At 54.5% G+C, this 18,682-nt stretch carries 15 protein-coding genes; 9 read left to right on the top strand and 6 right to left on the bottom strand.

What is annotated here, in order from left to right:
* Positions 1-894: 894 nt before the first annotated feature.
* Positions 895-1,119, top strand: a complete 225-nt coding sequence (locus OEV49_16770) for a hypothetical protein (protein MDH3892717.1) — start codon at positions 895-897, stop codon at positions 1,117-1,119.
* A gap of 21 nt (positions 1,120-1,140) precedes the next feature.
* Here the strand turns inward: OEV49_16770 and OEV49_16765 are convergent, their stop codons facing one another.
* The 6 genes from OEV49_16765 to OEV49_16740 form a co-directional block, all read right to left on the bottom strand.
* Positions 1,141-1,524, bottom strand: a complete 384-nt coding sequence (locus OEV49_16765; protein ID MDH3892716.1) for a PilZ domain-containing protein — start codon at positions 1,522-1,524, stop codon at positions 1,141-1,143.
* Between the two features lie 178 nt (positions 1,525-1,702).
* On the bottom strand, positions 1,703-2,368 hold the full coding sequence (locus OEV49_16760) for a molecular chaperone TorD family protein (protein MDH3892715.1): 666 nt from the start codon (positions 2,366-2,368) through the stop codon (positions 1,703-1,705).
* Between the two features lie 33 nt (positions 2,369-2,401).
* Positions 2,402-3,061 (bottom strand): molecular chaperone TorD family protein, encoded by a 660-nt coding sequence (locus OEV49_16755; protein ID MDH3892714.1) that lies wholly within the window; start codon positions 3,059-3,061, stop codon positions 2,402-2,404.
* A 73-nt stretch (positions 3,062-3,134) separates the two neighbouring features.
* Positions 3,135-3,896, bottom strand: coding sequence for a 4Fe-4S dicluster domain-containing protein (locus OEV49_16750; GenBank protein ID MDH3892713.1), 762 nt, complete (start codon positions 3,894-3,896; stop codon positions 3,135-3,137).
* A gap of 12 nt (positions 3,897-3,908) precedes the next feature.
* Entirely contained in the window at positions 3,909-6,497 is a 2,589-nt protein-coding gene (locus OEV49_16745) for a molybdopterin-dependent oxidoreductase (GenBank protein MDH3892712.1), read from the bottom strand.
* A gap of 453 nt (positions 6,498-6,950) precedes the next feature.
* Positions 6,951-8,147: a hypothetical protein gene (locus OEV49_16740; GenBank protein ID MDH3892711.1), complete on the bottom strand. Its 1,197-nt coding sequence runs from the start codon at positions 8,145-8,147 to the stop codon at positions 6,951-6,953.
* A 669-nt stretch (positions 8,148-8,816) separates the two neighbouring features.
* On the opposite strand from OEV49_16740, the gene OEV49_16735 reads away from it, so the two are divergent.
* The 8 genes from OEV49_16735 (at position 8,817) to OEV49_16700 (ending at position 18,681) form a co-directional block, all read left to right on the top strand.
* Positions 8,817-9,161 carry an RNA-binding protein gene (locus OEV49_16735; GenBank protein ID MDH3892710.1) on the top strand — a complete coding sequence of 115 codons (345 nt, stop codon included), beginning with the start codon at positions 8,817-8,819 and terminating at the stop codon, positions 9,159-9,161.
* A 748-nt stretch (positions 9,162-9,909) separates the two neighbouring features.
* A complete protein-coding gene (locus tag OEV49_16730; GenBank protein ID MDH3892709.1) occupies positions 9,910-10,374 on the top strand; it encodes a hypothetical protein in 465 nt (154 codons plus the stop codon).
* Between the two features lie 389 nt (positions 10,375-10,763).
* Positions 10,764-11,921: an NHL repeat-containing protein gene (locus tag OEV49_16725; GenBank protein ID MDH3892708.1), complete on the top strand. Its 1,158-nt coding sequence runs from the start codon at positions 10,764-10,766 to the stop codon at positions 11,919-11,921.
* A gap of 16 nt (positions 11,922-11,937) precedes the next feature.
* Positions 11,938-13,005, top strand: a complete 1,068-nt coding sequence (locus OEV49_16720) for a hypothetical protein (protein ID MDH3892707.1) — start codon at positions 11,938-11,940, stop codon at positions 13,003-13,005.
* A gap of 429 nt (positions 13,006-13,434) precedes the next feature.
* Positions 13,435-15,324, top strand: a complete 1,890-nt coding sequence (locus tag OEV49_16715) for a hypothetical protein (protein ID MDH3892706.1) — start codon at positions 13,435-13,437, stop codon at positions 15,322-15,324.
* A 15-nt stretch (positions 15,325-15,339) separates the two neighbouring features.
* On the top strand, positions 15,340-15,924 hold the full coding sequence (locus tag OEV49_16710; protein ID MDH3892705.1) for a CsgG/HfaB family protein: 585 nt from the start codon (positions 15,340-15,342) through the stop codon (positions 15,922-15,924).
* Between the two features lie 5 nt (positions 15,925-15,929).
* Positions 15,930-17,009, top strand: coding sequence for a hypothetical protein (locus tag OEV49_16705; GenBank protein MDH3892704.1), 1,080 nt, complete (start codon positions 15,930-15,932; stop codon positions 17,007-17,009).
* Positions 16,987-18,681: a peptidyl-prolyl cis-trans isomerase gene (locus OEV49_16700; GenBank protein ID MDH3892703.1), complete on the top strand. Its 1,695-nt coding sequence runs from the start codon at positions 16,987-16,989 to the stop codon at positions 18,679-18,681. The genes OEV49_16705 and OEV49_16700 overlap by 23 nt, the downstream gene beginning before the upstream one ends.
* Position 18,682 lies beyond the last annotated feature (1 nt).

Below are 18,682 nucleotides of genomic sequence, written 5' to 3'. Positions count from 1 at the left end.
TGTTTGTTGTGTGGTGGTGGGGGGGGGGGTGGGCCCGCGGGGGGGTGTGGGGGGTGGGGGGGGGGGGGGGGGGGGGGGGGGGCGTCCAACGCCACCTGCAACACTGATCTGTCATTCCGGATTTGTTATTCTGTCATCTCGGGCTTTGACCCGGAATCCATCTTGTCATTTTCCATCATACCCGTGCGTGGTGTACGTCCTCGTGCACCACGTATATACTGCTGCGCGGGGTCCTTCGTTACCACAGGCAACGTGAGACCCCGCGCTTCCGCTCCCCCGTTCACAACAACCCTACCAATCTGCCGCAAATCGCGGTCCAGCCTTGATTGAAAAAGGATGTCCCTATGACTATCAGCGCAGAACAGAACACGCCATACCCATACCCGCTTCGCTTTCACCATCGATCTTGTGGGGTGAGTGTGATGTTTCCCCGGATAAACCCATTTCACGGCGCTCACGCCTCGACTCCGCTCGGCATGACACTGGCTTGTACCCGTTCAACTTATGGCCAGTTATCTGCCACACCTATGAATTGGCGGATCAGAAAAAGTGTTTTTCCGCAAAACAAACCCATTTTGAGCGCTGTGAGTCGAACGTTCGTTCATCCTTCGACTCCGCTCAGGATGAGGTTGGTTGGGTGGCCGTCTCAAACCTTGTTTGGGACGGAACATGGGGCAGACAGGCCAGGCTGTCCCAAAAGGCGTTGTTATTATCGCGTAGCGGCGGGGCTTGTCTCCGCCGGAACCAAGGGGCGACACAAGGCCGCCCCCTACGCGGCTCAGGCGATTCTCGTGTAAAGAGTGGCTCTCACTTGCCGCACACATAGCGCCTTTCCATGAATAACCCTCCTCAATGTGCGTATAAGTGATGAGTCCACCAACCCGGAGGTGTGAGATGAAAGAGCAGACGGTCATGTTGATAGTCACCGCAATCACAGCGGTCCTGATCCCAATTGCGCCAAAGATGCTTAAGTTTCGAATCCTGGTATTGAAAAAACTGCACCTGATTTGGCTGGCCGACTTCCATGAGAGAAACTTCAAGGTGCTGGTTGTTGCCATGCGCTCGATAATGGTGGCCATAATCGTTGTGCTGTTGTGGATCGCGCTGGGTGGCGGCTGAGTTTGCGGCCGCAAAGTGAGGCTATCGGGGAATGGTGCCGCGACAGGCGGCATCGGCAGTTTCGCCGATGATCATCCACTCTTCCACCAGGTGATTGATGATCTTCGAGCCCTTGACACTAAGATTCACGAAGGCGCAGCCCAGTTCATACCATCCGGCCCGTTGGTTTTGTCGGCACCACTTTCCATCTACAATGAAGGTAAGGTCGCGGATGCCCTCGATTATGTCCGGCAAAGTCATGCGGCAGTGTATCACCGCCGGTGTTTTAACAGGGTCCGTACAGATCAGCATACAACCGTCAATGGTCAGATTGCGCAGGCGACCGATCGGCATTCCTGTTTTATCATTCCACACTACTAAGTATCCATCGGTGTATCCACGGGGGTGTTTTCTGGAATCAGTCACAACTTGGTCCTCAGAATTCGCAAACTGGTACGTCCTACTACTTATTCAAGTCGTATCGGCATCTTTGGCGTTTGCTTTGAGCCTTGGGCTAAGGAATCGCTAATACCCGATGTCAGAAAAGTCCCTCCAGCACGGTTGTTTACCAAGCAACCGGAACCGGCAAACCTGGGCAGCACTGTTAGTTGGTAGAACCGTGCGTGCAGGAATCCGGGCTGAGGTCCGACCTTTCGTTGGCCATGAAAAGGCGTGTAAACCGGGCTAAAACGGCATAAAAAAGGCATGGGTTGGCTTTTTCTACCGCGTCCAGAAAAGAGTCAATCCAGCCACTGATGTAGTTATTAAAGAAATCTCGCTCTACTTGGACGGCCAGATCGATCTCAACTTTGGTCTCCGACTCCGGCCGGTCAGATGTCATAAGCTCGTGAACCTTCATCTGTACTTGCTGCATGAATTCAAAGAGAACCGCTATGTGGTCCGGGATGATTGCAGATTGGTGCAAAGTTAGGCCGTAGTGCTCCATGAAGCGCTTGACCTCGCCTGTACTATGACCCCATAGCTCGCCCGATTGCGGTTCATCCTTTCGGTAGACTGAGGCATGCGGGGATACATGATGCCCCGGTCCCAAAAAGAGCCGGGTGAATTCGGCAGACAACTCATCCGAATCGACCAGCAACGAACCAACTCCAGCCTCTTCCCCACCGACCTCTAACATGAGTTGGAGAAAACCAGTGCGTTCGACATCGATCAGTATCTCAGGCTCCGGCGGAGCAAGATACAACCGAGTCATGGCACCATAAACAACGGCGCGAGATTCATAGATCCTTGCATCTGACGGCTTGGTCACGGTTGTTCCAGTACTACTCCTCCCCGTCCGAGGTCATTCCGACCGACTCCCGGCGTTGGCCGGCTGCTTGACCTTTTCACACTCACAGGCAATAAAAGCAGCGAGGCAATTCGCCAGTGCCCGATAATATTCGTTTTGCGTGCCGTTTTTGATGCTACTACAAAAGTCGGGGGTCCAGCGTCCCAGGTACCCCAGGAGAAACTCAGCTTGTCTCTTCTGCCACACATCAGGCCGGCCCTGATCCTCAGACAGCAACGCCTCGACTTCCCTGACAGCCAAGAAATACATAAACTCAAGTTCAACGGCGATGTGGTCGGCAGGCTCCCTTATATCCAACTTCAAGCCTGCTTCCCGATACATTGCAAGCGTTGCCATAGTGGTCTCACCCAATACTCTTCGATGCTCTTCCAGGTAGACTGAACCGTAGGGCGGAGCTTTGAGCTCGAAAGGGCCGACAAAGAGAGCGGCATGCTCAACCGCCAACTCACTATCGCTGCTTTTCTCAAGACACTGTAGCATTTCACCGGCGTACCGTCCGGCTTCGGGGCACACGGCATCGAGTAGTAATGCAAGGTTCTGGCACACACTTTCACTAAGGAGAACCTCCCGCTGCGGCGGATAGAAGAGCGCGGCCAGCAACCGGTAACAATCGGTCCGTTGTTGTTTGAGCTTCCGGCTGTTTTCTAACTGCATGGTTTAAGGGGTAGTCGTTCGAGCCGCGGCCAAGTGAAACAGTGCTTCACTAGGGCCGCGGCGCACAAATCAACTAACCTTTCTTATACTCCCTGATGTAGTGCACGTTGGGCTCCGTCTTTTCGTCTGGTTTCAGAACAAAGCTCTTGTGCTGATTAAGCAGTTCTGCGACACTACTTGACGGATCATTGAGATCGCCGAAAACCCTGGCGCCGGCCGGACAGGCTGTCACGCAGTAAGGCGCATCTCCGTACTTTACCCTGTGGTCACAGAAAACGCACTTTTCAACTATACCTTGTCGGCGTACATCTTCGTAGTCTGTGTGACCATATCGGTTCCGATGCGGCGGTGTTGCGCGGGCGGCACGCGCCGTATCTATACCGGATGAAGTGCAACCGGGGATAATCGCGTTACTACTCTTGTAGAAAGCCGGGTCCGGTCCATCTTCTTCATTGTAGCTGATCACACTGTAACCGCCATCCGCGGCAACTTCGTCCAAGCTATACGGACAGGCCTCCTGGCAGGCTCTGCATCCGATGCAACGTTCATCGTTGTGCATAGTAATCCCCTCCGGCGTCTTGTACATCGCCTTGGGATCAACAGGGCATGCTTCCACGCAGGGTGCAGCCGAGCAGTGATTACAGAGCACGGGTAAAGTCCGGTAATTTACGTCAGGGAATTTGCCGGTCGTTTCATGAATGAAATCGGCCCAGTTGTGCGTCTGGCCGTTTTTCCTCAGAGCGGTATTATTCTCAGTCTTACAGCTAAGCGCGCAGGCACCGCACCCCACGCAGTTCTGCAAGTTTATCACCATCGCGAATTGCGTCACTGTCATATCCTCCTAACCTCAACCCTTGATCTTTTCGACTTTCACGCCCGTAAAGCCGCCGTTACGCACAGTTGATCCACTCAACCGGTCATACTCGGCCGCAATGATCGTATTGTTGTTGCCGCCTCGGGGAACGCCCGCTGCGTAATCGTGAGCCGCTGTCCTGCCATACGCCCAGTGACCCTGGCCGTATGCCTTGGTAACGGTGCCGGGGCGTACACCCTCCCAAAGCTTGGCGGAACAATCAATGCTGCCCACGGTAGAGGATACTTTGATCTGATCTCCGGTTTTGATACCGAGTTTCTTGGCGTCAACCGGGTTGATCTTTAGGACGTCGTCCCAGCCGGCATCGCCGGGGTCCACGTGTTTGAATTCATGGAACCACGGGCAGTTGGCGCTTCTACCTTCCCTGTTAAGGCGGGACTTGTAGTCAATAAAGGCGAACGGGTATTCCTCGACATCACCGTCCCGAAACGGCGGTTCATAGTGAGGCACAAATGCAAGTTCGCCCGTGGCGGTATAATTGCACACCTTTAGGATATCGTCCACATCGGTGTTGTGTTTTCCGGCGTGTTTTTCCAGGGCGACTTTCAACGTTTCACTGTAGAACTCAAACTTGTGTGTAACCGTGCCGCTTGTGCTTGCTTTGCCTGTCTTTTCATCGGTAGTGGTTTTGCCGAAATGTCCACCCCATCGTTTCTTGTATTTATAGGGGGAAGAGTTCCACATGCCGCGTTTGACAAACTGATCCCAACCGTCGATCTTGTCCCCACCGACATCCTTCTTACCATCCCAGAGCGGCGCGGTCTGGAGTTTCAGGCTGGAAAGTGTGAACTCCCTTGCGTTTCTCGGTTTCATGCCTGTCTCCACGTCCGCGAACTCATTGTGATAGTAGTCGTAGAGGTTGGAAAAGCCTCTTTCTCTCAGCTTTTCGGCAATCAGCCAGGGAATCTCGGTCTCGTCAGTCATCACGTCCCACACCGGATCGATAACCGGCTGCAACAATGTGGCGGTTGCATATCGATTGGCCTTGGTCTTCTCGTAACCCCATTTTTCATACTTGCTGACTGTGCAGGGAAGTACAATGTCGGCATACTGGCTGAACTCGGAAGCATGGGTGGTCAAATGAACCGTAAACGGGACCTTTTCCATGGCTTTCTCCCAGCGCTCGGTTCCCGTGCATGAGAAGACAAAATTGTTCATGTAACCGATCACTACCTTCAGGTCATAAGGGTCTCCCGCCAGCAGAGCGTCAGCCACGTTGTTGGTGACAACGCCGCCACCCGACTTACCTTTGTTCAGAGCTGGAAACCGCTTGTAGCCACGCTGATCGATTTTCTGCATCTTGGAGTGCTTCTTGGCCAACGCATCCTGATACTTACTGTAAGAGGGTATCTTCTTGACCGGAATCTTAGCGCCCGCCAAGCTGCCGCCTTCATTGTCGACCGCGCCCAACAGACCGGCCAGCGCATGAACGGCCATGGCCGAGTAAGCGCCCCGTACATGCATAGCCGCGCCGGGACCCATCCAGACGACAACATTAGGGGCTGCCTTGCCCAATCCCTCGGCGACACGGATTATCTGCTTGGCTGGCACACCGGTTTCTTTCTCGGCCCAGGCTGGAGTTCGGTCCTTGAGTTCGATATTCCACCACTTGACCAAACCGTGAGTCTCCTTCTCAGCGAAGGTGGACTCATCAACTGTCTCGCCGGCGGCAAACCGATTGCTGCCATCAGTGAAATCTCCAACAAACTCCTTGTGCCATAGCCCTTCCGTGAGGATCACGTGGGCAATAGCTCCGGCCAGTGCTCCGTCGGTACCGGGCAGGACCGGCAACCATTCCTGCCCCTTGGCCGCTGTATTGTTGAGCTTGGGATCGACGACTGCTACCGTAGCCTTGTCCAGACAGTCACCAAGTCGTCTGATCGAGGCAGGCACCATCCGGTTACTGCTCACTGGATCGCAACCCCAAACCAGGATGTACTTTGAGTTGCTGAGATCGTAATCACGATATCCCCAGTACCCCTCAGTGAAATAGGAGCCGAACTTCTCGGCTTCCGCACAAATGGCGCTGTGCGAAATGCCGTTGGGTGAACCGAAAACCTTGGGCAAGGCGCTGTATATGGTGTCACGCATATAGGTATAGCGGCCGCGCAGCACCGCGAATTTTTCCGGCTCCTCAGCATTGCGCAGTTCCATCATCCTATCGGCAATCATGTTCAAGGCGTCGTCCCATGAAATCGGTACGAACTTCGGATCAACGCCTCTGCCCTTTGTCGGGTTGGTGCGGATCATAGGCACCTTGACCCTGTCCGGATCATAAACTTGCTGCAAAGACAGATGACCGCGCGGGCAGACGTAGCCGTCATTCTGCTTGGAGTGTGGATTGCCTCGTACTTTCACAGCTCGGCCATCTTGAACGAATATCTCCACCGGGCACCATGTGGTGCAACCAAGACAAGTACTTGGTTTCCACTGGCCGTAGCTTATGCCCATTGCTTTTTTCACCGATTCAGCCGCGAGCGCATTCAAAGTCGGCCCGCCCAATGTAACTGCGGCGGCGGCGGCGGAACCTGCTTTCAGGAATTCCCTTCGTTTGATTTTCATCTATTCCTCCAGTCAGTGTCATCAAAGCGTTCGTGGCACGCTGCCACTTATACCTTACAAAACCATCACCCGCGGGACTATCTCCTCGTCGGGTTTGTACCCATACCCATACTATCCCACGGGATGACCGGCACGGCGTTGGACTGCACAGCAACCTTCACTGCGGACGGGGCCAGTTTCGCAACTTCGAAGGATGCCGACACCGCCGGGCTTGTCGAAGAACCCTCGAACCGTTGTGTCGGGTCTTGGCACCGCCGCAGGCGGGGTTGTGACTCGACACATTTCTCTTTGTTCGACAACAGCGGCGGGTCACACAGATTCGCTCTAGCGAATCGGCAAGACCCACCGCAACGAGCTACCATGGCTTTATCAACAATCCTCACCATCGGAGTAACCCCGGCGACGAGTGCCGCCGGAGTTGCTCTTAGCTTTCCAGTGGTGTCTTTGGTCACACTAGAACTTGAACTCCACATGAATGTAGAAGTCCTTCACGCTATCACCTTCGCCTTCAAAAGATAGTATCTGCACATTCGGCATGATGTGAACCTTTTTGTCGGGCATCCAATCCAGTCCGGCAATGATCAGAGTGGCGTTGGACTCCATCTTCGGCATTGCGGGATTCATTTGAGCATCGTTGAAGCCGGTCTTGTACAAATCCACACGCCCCAGCGCCTTCAACTTATTGGCAGCCAGATAGACGTTGCCGAAACCCGAAAGGCAGGTAGCAGTAATGTCGTCGATCACGCCCGGAAACTTTTTGGCGTTTACGTTGCCGGCGATGAGGAATTTGCCCTTCTGCTCGTAGGCAGCCATCAGGTCCCACTGAAGGTTCTGACGCCTCTTCACCGCGCCGTCCTTGTCGTGTCCCTCAATCGGCTCAAGCTCGGCCATCGCCGAAAAATGCAATTCCTTGTTCTCGAGGAGATAAAATCCGACCCGCGCCTGGTAGTTCTTGTACATGTCGGTCTCGGCTTTTTTGTAGCCGCCACCGTTGCGAATCATCAAGTACACATAGTGTCTGTCAGTAGGCTTGAGTTTAAGCGCCACGCCGAGGTCGGCCGAGGAGGCCATTTTACTCGTTGAGACATCGTGGAAATTGTTCATTTGACTCATGACCTCGTCCGCCTTGGCGTCGTCGGCCGATGTGTCCTCATCATAGAGGCTATCCGCCCAAGCTTCGAGCATGTCTTCGTAGTCTCCACGAGCACTACTGAAGTATTTCCCGAATGACTCCATGGGTGAGTAACGAATGGAGCGATAACCCCAGGCGGCTTCGGGGATCTTCCAGTTGTAAGTGGACTGCAAGCCCAACACCAAGTGACCGTTCCATTGGCTCAAAGCATCCATTTTCCAGTCAAGCAAGGCATACTTGGCAAACGACTCAAACTCTCCGCCACCCTCGTGAGCGATGTCGGTCATGTACTGGGCCATGAACTTCTCCGAAATCTGGAACTTGGCTCCAAAATACAGACGTGAGACGTCGAATTCATTGTCTTGACCTGCCCCGCCATCGCTCATAGAGTGATTGTAGAAAAAGTACCCTTTTCCACCCAACTTGAACTCTCCCGGCTCCATGCCGGCCGAGACCGTGATGACCGGCACCAAGCAGGCCAGCCCGAGCACCAACGCGAACCGTTTGACGTTAACCATTTAGATGCACCTCCTGTGATCAATTGGTTTTATGATTCAGTTGTTTATAGTTCATCCTGTGCGAATAAAGTCTCAAATAGATCATCCTACACGCCATCCCTTCCTACGGGGAGGACCACGCGAGAGTGATGACTCACAGGTCAAAAGTACTTCAAAAGGGCCTGACACCTCTATCTAAGCAAAAAAGACCGCCTCTGTCATCATCTCTGTCTTGGCCCATAATGTTGACAGTTACAATCCTCTTGGCAACAAATACTTTCGGTAAAAAACCCAGTGTCGCGAGTGCTTGGATTACAATAGCGTATGATGAGTGATCGCAAGCATCCGGTTCCTGAAAACGTCGAAAGACGTGGTTTTAGCGGGACTCGACAGCCGACCGTGGAAAACCGGAATCCAACGAAACACTTTTTGAGACTGTCTTTCCCCATCGACCTGGAGCAAAACAGGTTCATTTTTTGTTGGACATTACCCGGCCAAATTGATATACTGGGCCATCAAGAATGGTATCCGTGATCGCTTTTGTCTAGGTTTTGCTCTTCCCAAACAAATCCCTGAAGAAGCTGTGTATGGAGCCAACCCGCAATAGTGCGCTTTAACAGGATTATCTCGGCGTGCTCAGTCCCCGAAGGATAGGGGGCGGTGTCGAGATAGCGAAGAGTGGAATGCAGCATGAACATCTATGTTGGCAACCTGTCGTTTGATACGACCGACGATCAGTTGCGCGAAGCATTTGCCGGCTTCGGAGAAGTCTCCAGCGTTAACATCATCAAGGACAAGTACTCAGGCGAGTCCAGAGGTTTCGGCTTTGTGGAGATGCCCGACCAGGAGGCAGCAACGGCTGCCATCAGTGGCGTAAACGGCACAGACTTAAACGGACGCACCCTGAACGTGAACGAAGCGCGCCCCCGCACCGAAGGCGGTGGCCGTGGCGGTGGCGGTGGCGGCGGTGGTGGCCGTGGCGGCGGTGGTGGTCGCGGCGGCGGCGGCGGCGGCAGAGATCGTCGCGGCTGGTAGTCGAGAATCTACAGCCAAGGCTAAAGATCAAGGACAGCACTTATCAGTGCTGTCCTTCTTTTGTTTTATCCACCAGCAGCTTTCATCGGAACGGCGCAAGGCCGCCCCTAATGCGATGGTTAGTAATGTTCGCCCCTCGACGGCGCTGATGGTTCGACTCCGCTCAACATGAGGTGTCTTTTCTGTTGCGTAGCGGCAGGCCTTGTGTCCGCCGAACCATGTCAGTTCGAGCCCACTCGGAGAACGAGCGGTCAAGCCGTGTCTTTGTGTTTACGTTATCTTATTAATGCGAAGCGCGCGAAGCACAGAGAACAAGCGCGCCTGTGCAGATTCTAAACATCGGCCACGGTCAAACAGATTGTCTGGTCGCACAGTATTCTCTTTACGAAGTCAAAGGCCGATAAAAGACTTTATGCGGCCACGATTACTAACGGCCTTAGCCGTATTCATCATAGGTCTGTCAACTGCCACCAGTTCCACAGACCGACAGCGCTCACCCCAAGCGGCGACGAGGACCCAGGCATCGGCGCCGATAGCGCATCAGCAGGCATCCTGTCGGGGTTGTCACTGGCAAGTTAGTGCTGCCGATGCCACCCCTGTCTCTGGAGAAAACCAGTGTCGCTCATGCCATACTAATAGTGCATCAGAGCCGGGGAGCCTGGCCGAACAGTTTCACAGCCGGAATGACATGAACTGTGCTAAATGCCATTCCTTTCATGAGACGGCCAGGCTGGTAGCAGGTGACCGAATGTTTGCATCACCGGCTAATGAAGGCGGGCGATACCAGTGCCGTTCCTGCCATAATTCATCCGGTTCTCTGACTAACTTGTCTGAGGCGCATCGGGATGCCGCGGTGGGGTTTTACCATGCGGAAAACCCAAGGCCAAGCGACCAAAGTCCCTCCCAGTCTTGTCTGGCCTGCCACACCGACGGTTCACATTCCAAGGCGCCATACGACGATAGTCGTCAGGCTGTCGCCATCAACTTGCATTCCTCCCATCCAATTGAGTGTGAAGTCGCCGCCGGCAAAAACAGATCGCTGAAAGACCCGATCGACCCTCGCATCCGACTTTTCGAAGACGAAATACAGTGTCAGTCATGCCATTCCTTGACTTCCGGAGCCGATTACAGTCTGGTGAAGTTTGACGCTGTTTATGACCTCTGTCTTGGGTGTCACGACCAATCCGACAAGACCCTGGCTTTCGAGCCATAGCTGGATTCGTGGTGGGAGCAGGCGTTTTGGCTGCATCCGGCTGAAACTGATACAAATCTGAGCAAATCTCCCTTTATTTCACTTTTCCTGAAAATAAAATTGAGAAATGCTTGACATTGCATAGTTAGTTTGTTATTTTATTCACAAGACAGTGATTAAGGACGGAAAGTCATGAACTGGAATAATGCTACCACGGTTTCAGTTGCTTTCACCACGCTACGTGGAACAAACTACGTAGCCAATGGCTCAACAAGCAGTACTACACAGCGTTACAGCTACATAGATCGCAATATCAATGAACACTCCGGTGGTTTGAATTACCATTCCACAGGAGAATCGCGACCCCCATTCTCTTATTTACGGGCCTGATGATTGGATTGAGAAGTATCATGATCGGAAAAGTTACCATATTGCTTGTGATTTTTTTCTCATACTACCCCCCACCCACAAGCGCCCAAACCCAACCCCAATCGGTTCCGGCCGAATACATCCGCAATCTGCAGACCCCCGGACGCTCCAACCAGATTCTGCGTCCATCAGCGGTTTATGTCGACCGACAGTTTAACGAAATCCTCGTGGCCGACCCCGGTCACAACCGTGTCGCCATTTTCGACAGCCAGGGCGTCTTTCGGTTTGAATTCTCAGGCGCCGGGCACTTCTCCACGCCGGTCGATCTGGCCGTAGATTCAGACGGGTTCATTTGGGTGTTGGGAACCACCAAAGAAGGCCGGAAACTTTTCGTTTTCGATTTCGACGGGCTCTTTCTGCGCGAGGTGCAGCTGCCGGAAGGCCTCGACAGCAGCGGGAGGTCGGTCGGCAGCTTTGATATCGGTCCCCAAGGTGAGCTTTTTGTCCTCGATGAGATCGCTTTTCGCGTGGTCGTTCTGGACCCTGAGGGTGTGACCCGGCGTTCTTTCGGACTGCTGACCAGTATGGAAGAGGATGTGAGGCGGCGCCAGGTGCTGGGCAAGTTGCGCGTTCAGGCTGACCGGATTCTCATTCCCTGTGGTTCACTGGGACGAGTGTACATGCACAGCCTTGATGGCAGACAATTGCGCTCAGTCGGTTACAAGGGAACCAGTATTGGCGAGTTGAATTTCCCGGTGGCCGCCGTTTTGAGTGACGGTCTGGTGATGGTTCTGGACAAACATCGATTTAATGTGGTTTGCTACGACCTGAACGGCGAGTTCCGTGGGGAGTTCGGCGGTCGCGGCAACAATCCCGGCTGGTTCTACCACCCGACGCTGCTGGACGTGGATCAACTTGGTCTCGTCTACATTGGGCAGATATTCCAAAACAAAATACAGGTTTGTCGCACTCCGGAGTTCATCCGGAAGTCTGTCACACCAAGCGACTCCGATCAGGGGGATGTAGATATTGAGAATCTGAACACCTATTTTCTTGGGTGGTTGCAATCAACCCTACACGTTAAAGGAGGTACCCCTACAAACGAAGACAAAAACCAATACTATGAGAGAATGTTAGTCTCTGCCCCGGAGTCTAATCATAATCCAATGGGGAAACTTGCTATTTTTGGAGGTAACTGAAGTGCGGACATTTCTGATGTTAGCAGCTGGCCTTTGCTTTATGCTTGCCGGCTCCGCCTTTGCTTTCCACGATGCTGGAGTGGCGCACTGCAACGGATGTCATACCATGCATAACAGCGAAGACGGCACTCTGGTGGATCCGGACAGCCCCAACGGCAATGCCTGGCTGCTCAAGGATGCCACCCCGAGTGACGTTTGCCTTTCCTGCCACGGTGATCACCTGGGCTCTGTCTTTGGTGATGATCCGCTGGCTCCGCCGCGACTGATCGGCGCCGGTAACTTTGTCTTTCTGCTGGAAGACAATTTGAACGACGGCCATGGCGGTGGTGATACGCTGGACGACGGTTCCTGGGCCGAAGCCATCCCGGGTGATGCCGCCGGTCACAACATTGTAGCTCCTTCGCGCGGTATTGCCGCCGACGCTACATTGGCCGCCGGTCCCGGTGGAGCTTTCCCGGCTTCGGCGCTGGGTTGCTCCTCTTGCCATGACCCGCACGGAAACACCAATTTCCGTATGCTTTATGGGCAGGGCCGGACGGTACAGGACGGCCTGTATACGTTCACCAACGACGCTCCGGACGCCGCGGGAGGCCCCAGCCTCTTCTTTGGCGGCGGCGAGTCTAACGGCAATCATACCGCTTACAAATCCGGTATGAGCGGCTGGTGCGGTAACTGTCACGGTGATTTCCATGCCAACAACACCAAGTTGATCCATAAGTCGGATGCAGCGATCGGCGGTACTCTTGCGACCGCTTATAACCTGTACAACGGCACTCACGATCAACTCGGTGGAAGCCAGTTGACGGCATATCTGGCGGCAGTACCGTTTGAAGACGCCGGTGCGGCCACCAACTCTACTGTCGGTCCCACGGCCACCAGTAAAGTGATGTGCCTGACCTGCCATCGCGCCCACGCCACGTCGGCACCGAACGCAGGTCGCTGGGATTTCAGTGTAACCTTGTTGGATGAGGACGGTCATGAGTCCGGTTCCTACGCCATTCCGAATGCGTATGGCAACCCGAATCAGCGTTCACTTTGCAACAAGTGTCATGTGAAGGATGTGGACGACCACATTACGCCATAAAGGACGATGCGAGACAACAGCCTTTCGGCTGGTCTCGCACCGTGGTAGCGCGCCCGGGCGTAAGCCCGGGCGTTTTTGACCGGTTAAAAAGGATTGTCGAGACCGAAATTGTCAGAAGCGAGATTCCACAACTGTTCGCTGCCGATTGAAAGCAGCCCAAATCGCGGCCGGATTGCGCGCCAAAAGCTGACTGCCGAACGACCGGCAAGGTCCGCCTTGGGCGCCAACACGGTTTCTGATCGATGGCTCACGAGAATCCTCAGTTTTATCGTTCTGATCAGCCTGCAATTAGTGACGGCTGAATCGTCTCACGCTATTCTATCGGACAACCTCTCCGGAAATATAAGTCTGTCCGGCGTTAGGTCAAGGTCAAATGAGGAATTAAGGTCCACAATCAGGCAGGAGTTCACCGGTACTTGGTATCGGAATATGACCCCCCTCCTGACGCTCAGGGCATCATACCGCTATTACCGCTTCTCTTTCGAACGCAGCCAGCAGATCGGGCTGTGGAAGAAGGAAACTCAGCCAACAGTTCAGGTACTGTATAACCATCCCGCCGTCAGTATCAGCGCCAATGGTCGCAGGCGCGTGGCCGACGGCACCACGGCCACCGACCGCCTTACCAACGAGACCTTCGATGTCGGCTTCCGGACTCGTGCACGAAGATTCGCCCTGATCTCAGGCCGCTACGATTACAATCATCTATACGGCGTGCCCGGCGTGGCCGGGCGCAACCTCCTGGATCAAAGATTAAACGGTACCGTAGATTACCAGCACGGTTCCTTTGGCTCCAATTACAGAGTTACTCTCAGCCGAACCGAAAACCAAGTTTCCAAACTTAGAACAACGCAGACCCAGCACGTATTGCGGTTGGCCTATTCGAAAATGATGAATGACCGGCGACTGAGACTGTCTGCAGATTATTCTTTCAACCGTCGTTCGCAGAAGGATGAGTTGCCTGTGGAAGGAACGGTGTTGCACGTACTTCCGATTTCATCCGGACTGTATGGCGATCGTGAAGCTGTCGAAATCGGTCAGCTGCAAACTCGCCCGGCTCTGAACGACGGCGACCTTACGCAGCCGGCCCAGCCGTTGATCGATATCGGAACCGGCATGGTGAATCAAAGCCTGGGCGTCCATCTCGGTACGCCGAGAGCGGTCGGTGCGTTGTATATTTACACCAACAAGATATCCGACGATCAGCTAGCATGGCAGGTGTACACCTCGGTCGACAACTTCAACTGGGCGCCTCATGCGGTAAACCCGGAGATTCGCTTCGATGCCTCAGTCAAGCGTTACGAGATAGTCTTCCCTGCCGTTGTGGCTCGCTATGTCAAAGCGGTCAGTTCTGGTTTCAACCAGGCCGGCCGGGTGCTTGTTACTGAGATTCAGGCGGTGGCCGAAGTACCGACATCCGGTGTTATCGCCCAGCAACACACCGCTCATACGATCAATCTCGCCGGCACTTACAAGATCAGCGACCGGTTGTCGAGTATGGCCGACCTGTCATACCAACGAGAACCGTCGGTCGGACTTCGGGGCAGCCGCCACAACATTTACCATTCGGGATCGATACAGTGCTTGCAGACGGATAAACTTACTCACGGCCTCAGGTGGCAGCACAGTTTTCAGATCACCCGGGGAGAGATCGCCGATCTCAGAGATCATTCAATAGCGTATAACCTGAAGTACAGTCCGCTGCCCACTTTCGATTGGTCATGGTCGGCCACCGACCGCCGTTCGTTTGCCGACGGCGACGCCGACAGCGAAAACCAACGACTGATGACTCACGTCAACGCGACACCATTGAACGGATTGAGGCTCAACGGCGAGATCGGTTACGGTCGGGGCCGCCGACACGCGCTCGGCCACACTACCGGCACCTGGGATCGTCGGCTTTCCATCGACGCCCGCGCCACGCGTTCCATTGAAGCGACCCTGGCCTATACGCACCAGGCATCCACGATCCAGGAAACGGACGGGCGTTTTCTGCGTGATCAGTATTCGGTGGGTCTCAGGTTGCGCCTGACCTCCAAGCTGTCTGTGCGCGGAGACCTGGATTGGTCACGAGGAAGCTCCAGCTATCTCACCAAGGAAATCGGCGCCGGTTGGAATATGAGTCGGGCCCTCAGCGCCAGTTTCATCTATCGTCTGTCCGAGGACGACAACAGCTATCGCTCGCAGCGGTACAGCGCACGATTGAATTGTCGCTTGAACAATCGAAGCAGCGTTTATGTAAGCTATAACGATAACGATTTCAGCCGGGCGGCCGGCCGCCATACCAGGACGCTACAGATGGGCCTGCGGTCCGGGTTTTGATATAGGAGCAACCTGATGCTGAGAAAAAAGATACCTGGAATACTCGCGCTGTCAGTCATGCTGACGGCGGCGCTACTGGCCGGCTGTGGGGGGCTTCGACCGACTTTGTTTTTGCACCCGGAATACAACTTCGGATATGTGGAGCGGGTGGCGGTAGTGCCGTTTGAAAACCTGACCAACGAGCGCGGCGCCGCCTCACGGGCCAGCCGATACTTTATCGCACAACTTCTCTCGTCGGAGAGCTTCGACGTGGTCGAGCCGGGCGAAGTTACTCGCGTCCTGAACGAACAAGCCACCGTGCGCACCGGCGATTTGACCAAAGATCAGATCATAGCGGTAGGTCAGGCGCTTGGGGTGCAGGGTTTGTTTCTGGGTACGGTCAATGAGACCTCGGCCTCTCGAAGTGGATCTGCGCCTGAACATGTCGTCACTTTGGTCGTGCGCATGGTGGAAACAGAAACCGGCGAAACTGTCTGGTCGGCCACTCATACCGAGAGCGGTCGTGGTTTCTGGGCCTCGCTCTTCGGCGCCGGAGGAAGGTCGCAAAGTGAAGTCATGCGGCGTTGCGTGAAGAAAGTGCTTTCGACATTGGTGGAGTAGTTATCGTGAAAGTCAGCGTTGCACAAAGAATCATACTGACCTTGTTGATGCTACCGGCCTGCGCCTCGGGAGGGCGTGCCGACACCGTGAAATCAACCACGCCCATACCCGTACCCGGTCTGAAAACGGTGGTCCTCTCCCCTGCCAACTTCACCGACGACACCCGATCATACGACCTGACTGTTGAAGCTATCTATACCAACCTACGTAATCTCAAAATAGAAGTCGTCGATTCCCACCAGTTGCGCCCGATTCTCAGACGGCATCGTATCCGTTCTGCCGGTCGCATCGCTCCGGCTGATGCCGCAATTATCAAGCAGGAAACCGGCTCCGATCTGCTGTTGACCGGCTCGGTCGATTTTTGCCGCCGCGGTGAGAATCCGGAGTTTGGTCTGTCGCTGAGATTGGTGTCTCCGAATGACATGATTGTTTGCTCGGCCGTGAGTCATGCCGCAACCGCCGGCGGCTACGGGCTTTTCGGAACCGGGCGGATCGGCAATGCCGACAGCCTGACCGTGAAAGTGGTCGCGCAAGCCGTGACCGAATTGTATGCACCGCTTCTGTGGCCGGAGGCGGTGATCGTTGACTCATCCTCGCCACGAATAGTGGTCCTGCCGTTTGAAAACATCGCCGACAATCGTCAAGCCGGGTTTATCGTGGCCAACTCGATGCTGGCTGAGTTGGTTGATCGCGGCTTCTCGGTGCTTGAGCCGGGCGCGGCCTACGAACAAACGGTCAGCCTGGGATTCCCGGTAGGGGCTATCGACTATCAGCAACTGGCCAGGTTGCACCAGACTCTCCAGGTGGACTTTGTCATTACCGGACAGGTGGACCGTTTCACCTCGGCGCGGGGCGGCTCACCATCTTCCAAACCGGAATTCGGATTTGGCGCCAGGATGATCGATGCCGCTTCCGGACGCATACTGGCCGTTCATTCAGCCGAACTTGACGGCGCCGAAACGGAAGTGGCCTTTGGATTAGGACGATGTTACACACTGGGCGGGCTGCTTCGCCGCGCCTTCAAAGATACCATGAAACGCTTTCAATCCAGGATAATCGAAAATGAACACAAACAGACTCCTTGAACGACGATTGACTCTATACCGCCGAGCAGGCATAGCAGAGAGAACACTGCTGTTATTTGCTGTGATACTCGCCGCCTGTAGTCTGGCCTACAGTTCTCCCCGAGCCGGCGCCGTGCGCCTGGCCGTAGTCAATGGTGATACGATTGACTCCGAAGATATGGACAGGTTGCTGGTAACATCTCACCGCGCCATGTCTGTCCAAAAGAAAGAGTCGTTCCAATACCGAAAGCTGCTTGAGAAACTTGTCAATGATCGTTTGATCATGCAGGAAGCAAAGGCTATGGGGATGGACGCTGAGGAAGACTTTGTGGAACGACTGCGTGATGAACAACGCAAGAAGGCTCGTCGACTGTTTGTGAGAGAAACTTTTAGGCCCGCTCTTGAGCTGTCCGAAGACGACATCACCAAACAGTTTGAACGCTTCTATTGGAAAATGCAGGTGCGGACAATCGGCGTCACCACGGCCACCGAGGCCGAACGTCTGTTAGCACAGGTCAAAGCGGGCGCCTCGATGGACAGCATCGCCCGAGAAGTTTCGCTGGATTCGCGCCGTTTCTTAGGGGGATTGCACAACCTGAAACACTGGAAAGATGTGGTTATGGAAGTGCGCGAAGCGGCCCTCGACCTGGCCGCCGGAGAGTTCTCGGAGGTCTTTAGGTTCCGTGATGCTTTCATGTTTCTCCGAGTGGAGCAGCGCAGCGAGGCCGACCCTGCCGAAAGAGCTTACTTTGAGAAGGAAATCAAGACGGTTCTCACCAATGCACGCAAAGCGTCGGCCTGGAATCAGTTTCTGGACAGCCTGGCCGGACACTACCCCCAGGTTGTGGATACCGGTGCACTTGCCCGGATACAAGCCGACTCATCCAAAGTCTTTCTCGGCGATTTTCTGCGCGGTTCGGAGCGTAGTGTGGTTCGCGTCGCCTTAAACGAAGTTATCTCGGAGCAAGCCCTGCGACGTGAGATATCCCATGCCGCCATGAACTCAGGCGACCAGACGTTTTCAGAGATACTCGCCACGGCGCTGGAAGCATCCATTCACCAGTCGCGCTTGATGGCTGCCGCCGTCGAGCGGGGTTTTCCGGACCGGCCTTCCATACTCCAACATATCGCGACGTTGCGTGACAGCCTGCTGGTGCAGATATACCTCAATGAGAACATCGTTGAACAGATGGTTTTCAATCGTGAGGAGTTTAAGGACTACTACGATCAACATCTCGAAGAATTCCGCGAACCGGGCGAAGTCCGGCTGGCCGTACTTCAACTAAAGGATCGAGCCGATGCCGAAAAGGGAGCTGGTTTTTTGTCTGACGGCGCCGATTTCGATTATGTCGCCTCCCGGCTGGGACGCAAGGATGGGGACGATCACGACGAAAACCAATGGCTGAGTCTCAAGACATTTCCGCGTCCTGTCTCCGAGGCCTTAGAGCTTTTGAGTCTGGGACAAACCAGTGAACCTTTCGCTTTGGCCGAGGGCTGGGTCATTTTCAAACTCATCGGACGCCGCGACGGAGAAGTCAAGAGTATGGACGACGTCGACGGTCAGATTCGTGAAGTGATGTTTCAGCGCAAATTCAATGAATTGCTCGACAACTTGCTGGCGTCACTCAAAGATGCCTCCGAGATAGTATACGACGAAGCGGCCATAGCCGCATATTTCGGCGAAGACAATTGAC

The organism is Candidatus Zixiibacteriota bacterium (genome assembly GCA_029860345.1).
Lineage (GTDB): Bacteria > Zixibacteria > MSB-5A5 > GN15 > FEB-12 > JAJRTA01.
Note: the sequence above shows the minus strand (reverse complement) of the source record. Positions and strands in the feature narration are given on the sequence as shown.

Bases quoted from the DNA above. Each gene is read 5' to 3' on its own strand.
- OEV49_16725 (MDH3892708.1), top strand. From the start codon at position 10,764: ATGATCGGAAAAGTTACCATATTGCTTGTGATTTTTTTCTCATACTAC.
- OEV49_16750 (MDH3892713.1), bottom strand. From the start codon at position 3,896: ATGACAGTGACGCAATTCGCGATGGTGATAAACTTGCAGAACTGCGTG.
- OEV49_16720 (MDH3892707.1), top strand. From the start codon at position 11,938: ATGTTAGCAGCTGGCCTTTGCTTTATGCTTGCCGGCTCCGCCTTTGCT.
- OEV49_16740 (MDH3892711.1), bottom strand. From the start codon at position 8,147: ATGGTTAACGTCAAACGGTTCGCGTTGGTGCTCGGGCTGGCCTGCTTG.
- OEV49_16730 (MDH3892709.1), top strand. From the start codon at position 9,910: ATGTTTGCATCACCGGCTAATGAAGGCGGGCGATACCAGTGCCGTTCC.
- OEV49_16735 (MDH3892710.1), top strand. From the start codon at position 8,817: ATGAACATCTATGTTGGCAACCTGTCGTTTGATACGACCGACGATCAG.
- OEV49_16745 (MDH3892712.1), bottom strand. From the start codon at position 6,497: ATGAAAATCAAACGAAGGGAATTCCTGAAAGCAGGTTCCGCCGCCGCC.
- OEV49_16700 (MDH3892703.1), top strand. From the start codon at position 16,987: ATGAACACAAACAGACTCCTTGAACGACGATTGACTCTATACCGCCGA.
- OEV49_16755 (MDH3892714.1), bottom strand. From the start codon at position 3,061: ATGCAGTTAGAAAACAGCCGGAAGCTCAAACAACAACGGACCGATTGT.
- OEV49_16770 (MDH3892717.1), top strand. From the start codon at position 895: ATGAAAGAGCAGACGGTCATGTTGATAGTCACCGCAATCACAGCGGTC.
- OEV49_16710 (MDH3892705.1), top strand. From the start codon at position 15,340: ATGCTGAGAAAAAAGATACCTGGAATACTCGCGCTGTCAGTCATGCTG.
- OEV49_16715 (MDH3892706.1), top strand. From the start codon at position 13,435: ATGACCCCCCTCCTGACGCTCAGGGCATCATACCGCTATTACCGCTTC.